Annotated in this window: 11 protein-coding genes, 2 tRNA genes and 1 pseudogene; all 14 read right to left on the bottom strand. The window is 58.9% G+C overall.

Annotation, left to right across the window (positions count from 1 at the left end; all coding sequences use genetic code 11):
- Window positions 1-30 precede the first annotated feature (30 nt).
- Window positions 31-165 (bottom strand): annotated as a pseudogene (locus IDH44_RS26470) (IS1380 family transposase); the annotation flags it as partial.
- A gap of 90 nt (window positions 166-255) precedes the next feature.
- Window positions 256-330: transfer RNA gene (locus tag IDH44_RS09745), tRNA-Arg, on the bottom strand.
- 471 nt (window positions 331-801) lie between these two features.
- Window positions 802-2,484: a glycerol-3-phosphate dehydrogenase/oxidase gene (locus IDH44_RS09740; RefSeq protein WP_317890151.1), complete on the bottom strand. Its 1,683-nt coding sequence runs from the start codon at window positions 2,482-2,484 to the stop codon at window positions 802-804.
- Window positions 2,485-2,656: 172 nt separating this feature from the next.
- Entirely contained in the window at window positions 2,657-3,724 is a 1,068-nt protein-coding gene (locus tag IDH44_RS09735) for a hypothetical protein (RefSeq protein WP_190917116.1), read from the bottom strand.
- A gap of 167 nt (window positions 3,725-3,891) precedes the next feature.
- Window positions 3,892-4,053 carry a small acid-soluble spore protein P gene (locus IDH44_RS09730; RefSeq protein WP_190917115.1) on the bottom strand — a complete coding sequence of 54 codons (162 nt, stop codon included), beginning with the start codon at window positions 4,051-4,053 and terminating at the stop codon, window positions 3,892-3,894.
- Window positions 4,050-4,229 carry a hypothetical protein gene (locus IDH44_RS09725; protein WP_190917114.1) on the bottom strand — a complete coding sequence of 60 codons (180 nt, stop codon included), beginning with the start codon at window positions 4,227-4,229 and terminating at the stop codon, window positions 4,050-4,052. Before IDH44_RS09725 ends, IDH44_RS09730 begins: the two co-directional genes overlap by 4 nt.
- Window positions 4,230-4,271: 42 nt before the next feature.
- Window positions 4,272-4,619, bottom strand: coding sequence for a hypothetical protein (locus tag IDH44_RS09720; RefSeq protein ID WP_190917112.1), 348 nt, complete (start codon window positions 4,617-4,619; stop codon window positions 4,272-4,274).
- Between the two features lie 201 nt (window positions 4,620-4,820).
- A tRNA-Ser gene (locus tag IDH44_RS09715) sits at window positions 4,821-4,909 on the bottom strand.
- A 95-nt stretch (window positions 4,910-5,004) separates the two neighbouring features.
- Window positions 5,005-6,285, bottom strand: coding sequence for a serine--tRNA ligase (serS, locus tag IDH44_RS09710; protein ID WP_190917110.1), 1,281 nt, complete (start codon window positions 6,283-6,285; stop codon window positions 5,005-5,007).
- A gap of 40 nt (window positions 6,286-6,325) precedes the next feature.
- Window positions 6,326-6,907, bottom strand: a complete 582-nt coding sequence (pdxT, locus tag IDH44_RS09705; protein ID WP_190917108.1) for a pyridoxal 5'-phosphate synthase glutaminase subunit PdxT — start codon at window positions 6,905-6,907, stop codon at window positions 6,326-6,328.
- 28 nt (window positions 6,908-6,935) lie between these two features.
- Entirely contained in the window at window positions 6,936-7,817 is an 882-nt protein-coding gene (gene pdxS / locus IDH44_RS09700; protein WP_190917106.1) for a pyridoxal 5'-phosphate synthase lyase subunit PdxS, read from the bottom strand.
- A 106-nt stretch (window positions 7,818-7,923) separates the two neighbouring features.
- Window positions 7,924-9,249 carry a D-alanyl-D-alanine carboxypeptidase family protein gene (locus tag IDH44_RS09695; RefSeq protein WP_223869532.1) on the bottom strand — a complete coding sequence of 442 codons (1,326 nt, stop codon included), beginning with the start codon at window positions 9,247-9,249 and terminating at the stop codon, window positions 7,924-7,926.
- Window positions 9,250-9,392: 143 nt separating this feature from the next.
- Window positions 9,393-10,850, bottom strand: coding sequence for an IMP dehydrogenase (gene guaB, locus IDH44_RS09690; protein WP_190917104.1), 1,458 nt, complete (start codon window positions 10,848-10,850; stop codon window positions 9,393-9,395).
- A 252-nt stretch (window positions 10,851-11,102) separates the two neighbouring features.
- Window positions 11,103-11,486 carry a helix-turn-helix domain-containing protein gene (locus IDH44_RS27130; RefSeq protein ID WP_190917102.1) on the bottom strand — a complete coding sequence of 128 codons (384 nt, stop codon included), beginning with the start codon at window positions 11,484-11,486 and terminating at the stop codon, window positions 11,103-11,105.
- Between the last annotated feature and the right edge of the window lie 150 nt (window positions 11,487-11,636).

The raw sequence follows: 11,636 nt of genomic DNA, 5'->3' as shown, positions 1-11,636 counted from the left end.
CCAGCTGTCATGCGCCGAATCCATCCGGACACGCAGCTCCAGGTTCACCCCGTACCCTTCTTGTCCCAGATACGCAAAAATCGGGGCGTACCCGAATGTGCCTTGGTAGGTCAACGCGACGCCTTCTTTTTGGGTGCCGGAGTTGTCAAACGGGGTGGCGTCTATGTAATTGGATTTTCAATTTCAACACTACTGTCCAGTGAAGTCAAATTAAAAAGAACCGCGTAGATATGCGGTTCTAAAGTGTTTGGAAAGTGGCGGCCCCAGCCAGAATCGAACTGACATCTACCCTTTAGGAGAGGGTTGCTCTATCCGTTGAGCTACGGAGCCATGGAAGTGAAGATTATAAAAAAGTTGATTGAGACCTGGTGCATTGCATTGCGTTGCCCGCTCCAACCCACAGAGCGGTTTCTGCACAATCGTTGTTGTCCTGTTGCTGTCCTAATGACAGCCGAAGGACAACATTGTCAACAAGTGCCTCACATGACCTTCAAGAGCAGGAAAGTAACAGTAAGGTTTTTCCCTGCTTTAGTGAAGCATGCCGCGACAGAAATTGAAATCCGCAGTTAAAGAAACCGTTGTTCTATCTACTGAGCTACGGGGCCGTGTAGCGGATACAGGTACTTATTATACAATCTTTCCGCTCAGATGCCAAGTCATTGCGGCTGAATGCCGGCAATGCGATGCGCTTGCTGCTGCGCGAGCAGGCACAGCTCCGTCGCCTTGTAGGCAATACTTGCGCCCGGTCTGCTCTCCTCCTCCATGCCCTTGCTTCATACCCCCCGCTATTATACACGACCTCTAGCCTTCTTCTGCAAGTGCAGCCGGGTGGGCCGCCTCCTCCAGGGCGCGCTCAAGCGATGCACGGTGCTCCCTTTCTTCGCGCGCCGTATAGCTCAGCGCCCCTGTCATCACACGCAGCACCGCTTCCTTCCAGCGATGCACGGCCGCGATATCGAACAGCAGCGCCCCGGTGCGCCGCATGAAAAAATCAAGCGGCGTCGCCGCCATTTCGCAGCGCACGGCATAGCTCAGCTCAGCCGCCCAGTCCGGGGGCAGCTCGCCAGGCGCCTGACTCGCCGGCAGTGGCTGCTGCGGCAGCTGTGCATAGACGATCGGCGTATTCGATCCGTAGCGGCGGGCCAAGCGAGCCGCTGCCGCACGCGGCAGACCGAGCGCGACACCGGCCTCGGTCCACTCCGCGAGCCGCTCCGGCAGCTTGGCGGCGCCGCCGACATCTCCGCCCGAGAGCGGCATCCGTTTGGTGCGGCACGCACCGAAGGTGCCTTGGCCTCCCTGCTGCAGCCGCTGCGCCAAGAGATCGGTGACATGCTCAGCCATCTTGCGGTAGCCCGTCAGCTTGCCGCCCGCGATGGTGATCAGCCCGGAAGGGGCCGTCAGAATCTCGTCCCGACGCGAGATCTCCGACGGCGACTTGCCCTCCTGGTAGATCAGCGGGCGCACGCCTGCCCAGCTCGACTCGACATCGTCCGCCTGCAGCTCCAGCCCGGGGAACATCGCACCTGCCGCCCGCAGCACATAGTCCTGATCTTGCTCCGTCACGAGCGGATGCGCCGGATCGGCCTCGTAAAGCGTATCTGTCGTACCGACGTACGTCTTGCCCGCTCTGGGGATTGCGAATAGCATGCGGCCATCCGGCGTATCGAAATAGACCGCCTGGCGCAGCGGGAAGCGTCCACCGTCAAAAACGAGGTGAACGCCCTTGGTGAGCCGCAGCATCTTGCCGCTGCGCGAGCCGTCCTGCTCGCGCAGCCGGTCCACCCACGGGCCGGCGGCATTGACGACGCAGGCCGCCCGCAGCTCGTGTGCGGCCCCGCTCCGCACGTCGCGTACCTGCGCGCCGCAGACCTTCCCCTGCGCATCGTAGCGGAGCTGCTCGGCCTTGACATAATTGATTGCGTCGGCGCCTTGCCGGACGGCTTCCTTGAGGACCTCGATCGTCAGCCGCGCGTCGTCGGTCCGATATTCGACGTAATATCCGCCTCCCAGGAGACCTTCCTTGCGCAAGAGCGGCTCGCGCCGCAGCGCCTCTTCCGCGCTCAGCATGCTGCGACGCTCTGCCCGCTTCACGCCTGCCAGGAAGTCGTACGCCCGCAATCCGAGCGACGTGCTGAAGCGGCCAAAGGTGCCGCCTTGGTACAGCGGCAGCAGCATCCATTCGGGTGTCGTCACATGCGGCCCGTTCTCGTAGACGATCGCACGCTCCTTGCCTACCTCCGCCACCATTTTGACCTCCAGCTGCTTTAGATACCGCAATCCGCCGTGCACCAGCTTGGTGGAACGGCTCGAGGTGCCCGCCGCGAAATCCTGCATCTCGATCACAGCGGTCCGCATCCCCCGGCTGGCCGCATCCAGGGCGATGCCCGCCCCGGTGATGCCGCCGCCGATGATCAGGACATCATAGGTCGCGCCCGCCATACGTTCCAGCCGTTCGGCACGGGTCGCTGCATCCATTTGCTGCATTTGTTTTGCCTCCTTGTTGTCCCGCTAGCTTTAGCCTGTCATTTCAAGCCACAAAAAAACCACGCCTCACCGCCGCTGCTTGGCAGCGGCAGGGACGTGGTTTCTCCAGATCTCCACACCTGATGAACTTTGATTCCAGTATACCACATTTATGCGGCAACGGGAAGCTGTCTTACATCGGCGCCATCATGCCGGTTCCCATGCCGAGCTCGTCGAACGGGATGGCATCCGTCGGAATGTCTTGCGTGAATTCGACATCTTCGTTGATGTTGTCGTATTGCCCGTTTATGGTCAGGCCGATTTTGGCCGTCTCGCCTTCTTGCGTGACATCGAGATTCGCATTGACCTGCTGGTACACCATGTAATCATCGGCAATGGCGCCGATCATCGACAACTCGTTAATTGTGACGCTCTCTTTCATTTTGTCGAGCTCCGTCTGCAGCTCTCCCTCTTCGAGGCTGTTCAGCTCTGCCTGCGCTTCTTCCAGGTCGGATTCTTGCAGAGCCAGCGCTTCGCGATACTCGGCATTGTCTCTGAACAGATCGATGACTTCCGGTGCGACGTTCTGAACGAGCGTCATGACCATTTGGTCAAAATTATCCTGCGTGACCGAAAATTTCACGATCTGGTCGGGATCCACGCCTTCGGGAAGCGTCACGTCGCCTTCCTTGAGCTCTGTAAAATACGTCTCTTCGTCAAAATGCTTTACGAAAATATTAAGGATGTCCTGAGACATTTGGCGCTGCGTGTCCATATTCAGCGTCGGCATCTCAGTACCCGCTTCGGCAGCCAGCTCCTGCAGATCGACTTCCACGAATTTACCGGCCAGCTCACCGAGCGGCAGCATCGGCGTTTGCGGAATTTTGACGTACATTTTTTCTTCCGTCATGATGAACGGTACGTTCAGACTGAAAGCCATGTCCCCGGGCACTTCAATATTCATAACCATTTCCATGCGCATCGGATCGGCCTCGTAGACGCCGGTCATGCTCAGCTTGGCGTTCTTGAACGTGTCGATCATCGCCGCGGCCTGTTGATCCCCGCCGCCCATTGCCGAAGGCGGCAGCTCCAGCTCTGTCAGCTGCATATCCGCACTGAACGTGTACGATTTCATATCTACCGAGTTTTCAAGGGCGCTTTGCACCGCTTCTTTAGGCGCTTTTCCGTTGCTGCAGCCTGCGGCAATCACCACGATCATCAGCGCGATGAGCGGCAGCAGCATCCGTCTTTTTCCAAACATGTAGTCACTCTCCCTTTCCCGTTTCAAGCAAGCATTTCTATATTAATATAAAGTCACCCCGCAGAACAGGATAACATTATGAGAATTCATTAAGAAAGACGGGAACCCGACATAACGAGTTACCCGTCTTTATATACGTTCAAACATTTGGAAATGTTTCATTTAAATTAATGGCCTTCCCCGTGATTTTGCCGGGAATGGTTGGCCTGCTTCGTTTTTTTGCTTCCGGATAACGGAGCTTGGGTCGCTTCCACGTCATGGCGATGTCGGCGCTCGGCCTTGTCCTGCGGCGCCGATCCGGGCACGGGCTGTGATTTGGGCTTGCTCATCGCTGCGTCTCCTCCTTCGCGGAAGGGTTGCGATGATTGATGCCGTCTTGATGACGGCGGTCGTTCTTGTCCTGCTGGATCTGCTGCGCCTGGTGCGCGTTGACAGGCGCGGCCTGCAAATCATCCGTCACGCCCTGCAGGTTCGCATCCGGCTGCTTCATGCGCGATTTTCCCATCTCGTCTTCTCCTTCCTCAGTTTGGCTCACGTTCATTATGACCTATGCATGCGTCAACGAATGGAGCGCCTGCGCGCATTCGTGCAGTACACGCATGTAATCGCGCACCAGCTCTTGCACCGGACCGTCCTCGACGTCCACGGCCCGGCCATGCTTGTCCACATCGACGAGCTCGGCGCGGATCTCCCGGCTGTCTGCATACGATACCTTGTAATCCAGTGTATAGGCCTGATGTCCTGGAACCTGAATATGGATGCGCAGTACCTGGGAATTCGCACCATCTTGCAGCACTTCGGCTCGCGCGCCCGGCGGCATCAGCTCCGGCAGTCTTTCTTGCCAGGCGGCAACGAGCGCTTCGCCGCCGATGCGCAGGCGATCATGAGTTGTCATATAGGGATTCCACCTCCGTCCTCCATAACATGCGACAGCGAGGGCCAATCTATGCGTCGTTGTCGACGGCACGTATGCGGACGGCTTTCGGCCGCTCTGGCGTATCCTCGCCATGCATGCAGTAAAATCAAAAAGCCCTCGGCGAAAGCCGAGGACTGCTGCATGCCAGATGAAACGGCGCGTGTAGCACAATTAAAAATTTGGCGGAGAGAGTGGGATTCGAACCCACGTGGGCTTGCACCCTAACGGTTTTCAAGACCGCCCCGTTATGACCGCTTCGGTATCTCTCCACAGAGGTTCACGCCATATATTGTACCACAGGCCGCAGGCAGGATTCAACTGCCGGCGAGCCTATGGATGGCTATCAATCAGCAAGATGCACGACCTAGCGGACTCCGATGTGCGTCAGCCCGCCCATATATGGACGCAGCGCCTCCGGAATCCGTACCGAGCCGTCCGCTTGCTGGTTATTCTCGAGAATTGCGGCGACGGTGCGGCCAATCGCCAGTCCCGAGCCGTTCAGCGTATGCACGTATTCCGGCTTGCTCTTCGCGTCGCGGCGGAAGCGAATGCCCGCGCGCCGCGCTTGGAAATCCTCGAAATTGGAGCACGAGGAAATCTCGCGGTACATGCCGCTCTGCGGCAGCCATACCTCCAGATCGTACGTCTTGGCCGAGGCGAAGCCCATATCCCCGGTACACAGCGCAAGCACCCGATATGGCAAGCCGAGCAGCTGCAGGACCGTCTCCGCATGGGCAGTGAGCGTCTCCAGCTCTTCGTAGGATTGCTCCGGGCGCACCAGCTTCACCAGCTCCACCTTGTTGAACTGGTGCTGACGGATCAGGCCCCGCGTATCACGTCCGGCCGACCCGGCTTCCGAGCGGAAGCAGGACGAATACGCGACGTAATACTTCGGGAGTTCCTCGGCGGAGACAATCTCCTCGCGATGCAGATTCGTCACCGGCACCTCCGCGGTCGGGATGAGGTAATATTCGCTGTTCTGAATCTTGAACAGATCCTCTTCGAACTTGGGCAGTTGCCCGGTGCCGATCAGACTGCCGCGGTTGACCAGGTAAGGCGGGAGGATCTCCTCGTAGCCGTGCCGGTCGCTGTGCAGGTCCATCATGAAGCTGATCAGCGCCCGTTCCAGCCGCGCCCCGAGTCCGCGGTAAAAGACGAAGCGCGAGCCCGTTACCTTGGCGGCCGCCTCAAAATCAAGCAGGCCAAGGCGTGAAGCGATGTCCCAGTGCGCCTGCGGCTCGAATTCGAATTGCGGCGGTTCTCCGACGCGTCTGATCTCCACGTTATCCGCCTCGGAGGCGCCCACCGGCACGCTCTCGTGCGGGACGTTCGGAATGGTACGCGTCAGCTCCTCCATCTCCGCCTGCACCGTGCGCGTCTCCTCGTCCAGCGCCTTGATTCGGTCGCCGACCTCGCGCATCTCCACAATCAGCGCTTCGGCGTCGCCGCCGCTTTTTTTGAGTCGTGCCACTTCCTGCGACACGGTGTTGCGCCGATTTTTGAGCTGCTCGACCTCTTGCAGCAGCTCGCGCCACTTGCCGTCCAGCTTCGGGAATTCGCGCAGGCCTTCCAGTGCGGCGCCCCGGCGCTCGAGCGCCTGCTCCACTTTGTCGTATTCATTTCGCAGCCATTTGATATCCAGCACGAACCGTGCGCCTCCTCTCAAGGCCAGATGCGGCAGCAGCTCAACGTACGGCTGCCGCCTCCTCTGCCATCGTAATGAAGTAGGTGTGCATGCGATAGTCGTCCGTCAGTTCCGGATGATACGAGCACGCCAGCAGATTACCCTGCCGAGCCATGACGATCTCGCCCTTGTACGTCGCCAGCACCTCCACGCCTTCGCCGACGGAGGTGATCAACGGCGCACGGATGAATACCGCCCGCACCGGCTCTTCGACGCCGGCGACATCCAGCGCAGTCTCGAAGCTTTCGCGCTGCCGACCAAAGGCATTGCGCGCTACGGTCATGTTCATCAGCTGAAGATGTCCGTCCTCTTGACCTTCGATACGCTCCGCCAGGACGATCAAGCCGGCGCAGGTGCCGAAGATCGGCTTGCCCTCGGCCGCGAATGCGCGCAGCGCTTCAATAAACCCATACTGCCGCATTAGCTTACCGATCGTCGTGCTCTCGCCGCCGGGGACGATGATGCCGTCGATACCGGCCAGCTCGTCCGTACGCTTGATCGCGACGCCTTCGCCGCCGGCCTGCCGAATGCTTCGTATATGTTCAGCCACGGCGCCTTGCAGCGCCAGGACTCCGATTTTCATGCGACATACCCTTCCTTCTGTATCTTGCTTACAATCCGCGATCCTGCATACGCTCCGGTGCGGTCAACTTGCTGATCTCAATGCCCTTCATCGGCGTGCCGAGATTTTTGGACACGCGTGTGATCAATTCGTAATCGGTATAATGCGTCGTCGCCTCGACAATTGCGCGCGCGAATTTCTCCGGGCTGTCGGACTTGAAGATCCCCGAACCGACGAATACGCCATCCGCTCCCAGATGCATCATGAGCGCTGCGTCCGAAGGCGTCGCTACCCCGCCTGCGGCGAAGTTGACGACCGGCAGCTTGCCCGCCTCGTGGACCTCGGCCAGCAGCTCGTAAGGCACACCGAGCGTCTTGGCTTCATGATACAGCTCGTCTTTGGACAGATTCTGCACCTTGCGGATTTGACCCGTGATCAGACGCAGATGACGCACCGCTTCGACGATATTGCCGGTCCCCGGCTCGCCCTTGGTGCGCAGCATCGAGGCCCCTTCCTGAATGCGGCGCAGCGCCTCGCCGAGGTCCTTGGCTCCGCATACGAACGGCACCGTGAAATTGTGCTTGTCGATATGGAATACTTCGTCCGCCGGCGTGAGCACTTCGCTCTCGTCGATATAGTCCACGCCCATCGATTCGAGCACCTTCGCCTCGACATAGTGGCCGATCCGCGCCTTCGCCATGACCGGGATGGAGACGACCTTCATGACCTCTTCGACGATTGTCGGATCTGCCATCCGGGCGACACCGCCCGCTGCGCGAATGTCCGATGGGACGCGCTCCAGCGCCATTACGGCCGTTGCACCCGCAGCTTCTGCGATTTTGGCTTGCTCCGCACTCATGACGTCCATGATGACGCCGCCTTTTTGCATCTCTGCCATGCCGCGCTTGACGCGCGAAGTTCCCGTTTCCATCTTTACCGTTGCCTCCTAGGATTCATTCATCCGAAATTGTAATCTAACAGTTTATTTTACAGCATAGACGCGCAATCCTCAACCACTTCCCCCACAGTGCCGCAGCTTAGAACAGATCGACAATCCCGTTGAAGAGGCCGGAGAAAAAGTCGCCGATCGCCCGGAACATCAGACGCCACCAGCTCCCCTTTTTGACTTCCTCGCTCGTCACCAGGTTGACCGTCCGCTCGAGCGTCGCGCCGCTCGAATCGGTATACTGATACGTCGCTTGTCCAACTACGGTGCCTGTGGCAATCGGGGCCACCAGCTCGTCAGCCGACTGGACCGTCGATTCCAGCAGCTCGATCTGCGGCTCGATTTCCTTCTCCACCAGGAAGCTCACGCCCGATTCGGTCACGATCGGCACCTCGGTTTGGACGCCTTTGCTGACCGGCACGGTCTCGAGCGTCTCGAGCGTCGACTTGGCTGCGACGACCGTCTTGGTCTCAAAATTGGTGAAGCCGTAATCGAGCAGCTTGGCCGTCTGCAAAAAGCGCTGCGGCTCCGATTGCGCCCCCATCACCACGGAAATCAAGCGCATGCCGTCGCGCTCGGCCGTGCCGGTAAAGCAATATTTCGCCGCACTCGTATGTCCTGTCTTCATGCCGTCCAGTCCTTCATAGACATAGGGCTCGAATGCCGGCACGTCCTTGTTGCCCTCCAGCATCCAATTGTAGTTGATCATCGGATCCTTGTCGCGCTCGCGAAATTTGTAGGAGGGTATGCTGGAATACGTGAGAAACTCGTCATGCGTGTCCAAAATGTAATAGGCCAGCATGGCCGCATCCTTGGCCGACATGATCGTCTCCCCGCCGATCGATTGCGGTTGGTACTCCGGTGACATGTCTTCGCGGTTCAATCCCGTTGCATTAATAAAGTGCGCCGTTTCCAGCCCCAGCTCCTCGGCTGTCTCGTTCATTCGGCGAGCAAAGGCCTCTTCCGAGCCCTCGATATGCTCGGCCAAAGCAATCGACGCGTCATTGGCCGATCCCACCGCCATGGCGATAAACAGCTCCTCCACCGTGTGCTGATCGCCCTGTGCCAAAAATACATGAGAGCCTTGCCTGGTTGTCGTCGCCGCATTGTGCTGCACGGTAATGACCTCGTCCCAGCTCAGATTGCCGTCCGCAATCTCTTCCATGACGATGTATTCCGTCATCATCTTGGACATGCTGGCAGGCGGCAGCGCCTCCTCGGAATTCATGTCATAGAGCACTTGTCCCGTCTCGGCATCCATTAAAAAGGCAGACTTGACCTGCAGACCGAGCGGATTGTTCCCGCCTGGCGTCTCCTCGGCAGCCAGCGCCGTCCCTGCGGTCAGCAGCAAGACGCCGATGATCAACAATGCGGCGATGGATGGCTTGCTTATTCTCGCCATCTGACTCCATACCAAAGCATTCCTCTCCCTTACGTCCGAAAATATCATACGTGTACCATTGTACCATAACGCAAGGGCCAGCGAAAAAGACCGGGGACCGATATCAAAAAACAGGCAGGCAGCGGTGCTGCGCACCGGCTACCTGCCTGCGATTGCCCTTACAGCGAGTAGTTGGGGGCTTCCTTCGTGATCTGCACGTCGTGCGGATGACTCTCACGCAGTCCCGCGCCGGTGATTCGAATGAATTGGGTATCGTTTTTGAGCGCCTCGATGCTGTCCGTTCCGCAGTAGCCCATGCCTGCGCGCAAGCCGCCCATCAATTGATGGAGCGTATCGGCAAGCGGCCCCTTGTACGGCACGCGGCCCTCGATGCCTTCGGGCACCAGCTTGTTCTCGTTCTCTTGGAAATAACGGTCCTTGCTGCCTTCCTTCATTGCGCCGAGCGAGCCCATGCCCCGATATACCTTGAAGCGCCGACCCTGATAGATCTCGGATTCCCCGGGGCTCTCCTCCGTACCAGCGAACAAGCTGCCGATCATAATCGCGCTGGCGCCTGCGGCAATCGCCTTGGTGATGTCGCCGGAATATTTGATTCCTCCGTCACCGATGACGGGGACATTGTATTCCATCGCCACGCTGGCACAATCGTAGATGGCGGTAATCTGCGGCACACCGATGCCCGCCACGACACGGGTGGTGCAGATCGAGCCCGGGCCGATGCCGACCTTGACGACCGACGCGCCAGCCTCGATCAGATCGCGAGTCGCTTCGCCGGTGGCTACGTTGCCAGCGATGATCGTCAGGTCCGGATACAGGCCGCGCAGCTTGGCCACAGTCTCGATAATGTTGCGGTGATGGCCGTGTGCCGAGTCTACAACGAGCGCGTCGATCCCGGCCTCCACCAATGCCTCCGTGCGATCGAAGGTATCCTTGGAGATGCCGACGGCGGCGCCGCACAGCAGCCGACCGTGCCGGTCCTTGGCCGCGCGCGGGAATTGGATCGCTTTTTCGATATCCTTGATGGTAATGAGACCTTTCAGTACGTTCTGATCGTCGACCAGCGGCAGCTTCTCGATCTTGTGCTTCTGGAGCAGCACCTCCGCCTCCTGCAGCGTCGTGCCGACCGGCGCAGTCACGAGCTGCTCATGCGTCATGACCTCGTGAATCTTGATGGAGTAATCATGGACGAAGCGCAGGTCCCGGTTCGTGATAATCCCGACCAGATGGCCCTGCTCGTCGACCACCGGTACGCCGGAGATTCGATACTTGCCCATCAATTCCTCGGCGTCGTAGACGTGATGCTCCGGCGTGAGCGAGAATGGATTCGTGATGACCCCGCTCTCCGAGCGCTTGACCCGGTCCACCTCTTGCGTCTGCTCTGCGATGGACATGTTTTTGTGAATGATGCCGATGCCGCCCTCACGCGCCATCGCAATGGCCAGCGCCGATTCCGTGACCGTATCCATGCCCGCGCTGATAATCGGTACATTGAGCTTGACCGCGTCGCTGAGCCGCGTAGAGAGGTCCACCTCTCGCGGCAGCGTCTCCGATTTGCGCGGTACGAGCAATACATCGTCAAAGGTTAGTCCTTCCTTTGCGAATTTGTTTTCCCACACAGCCGATTTCCTCCTCCTTATGGTAAAAGAACTGACCGAGGATCGACGCTGCTGCGCCGCCTTCGGTCAGGCATGTCCAGCCTGGCGCTGCGTTGCCGAGCGACCAGGCGCGTATGCATATTAGTGCAATATTAGCAGAGGGGTTTGGGGCTGTCAAGCTTTCCCCCACAAGCTTTCATTGCATTTTCATCCGATTGAACAGCACTGGAAATACACGCCCCGGAGGTAGTCCGTAATAGCGCTTGAGGTGCATCATGTGCGGCTGATCGTAAAACCATGCGAGCAGGAAGATTCCGCCAGCGGTGTGCCGCGATGCATCTCACGCAGCAAGCTTTGGAAGCGAAGGATACACATGACGGCCTTAGGGGAGACGCCCAGCTCTTGGCGAAACAGCCGGTGCAACGTCCGTACGCTACAGCCGAGCTGCTCGCTTAGCATCTGCACCGATCCGATTCCACGCTGTGCATACATGGCGGACAAGCCGCCTATCAGAAGCTGGCGCTCGCCCTCGCGGCGAGAGGTCGACACGCCCTGAGCCATGCGCCGCATCAGATGCGCTTCCAGCGCTTCCACTGCCGGGTCCAGCGCATGCAGCCGCTGGACAACCGGCGCCTGTAGCGGAAGATGATGACGCACCCGGAACCGCCTCCTTGAGTGACAACCTATAAAAGTTAACAAAACAGCCCCTCGAGATCGAAATCTCAAGGGGCTGTGCATGGTTGCTCGGCGACGTCCTACTCTCCCAGGACCCTGCGGTCCAAGTACCATCGGCGCTGAAGGGCTTAA

The organism is Paenibacillus sabuli (genome assembly GCF_014705605.1).
Taxonomy (GTDB): Bacteria; Bacillota; Bacilli; order Paenibacillales; family Paenibacillaceae; genus Paenibacillus_D; species Paenibacillus_D sabuli.
This window is presented reverse-complemented; position numbering and strand designations above follow the sequence as displayed.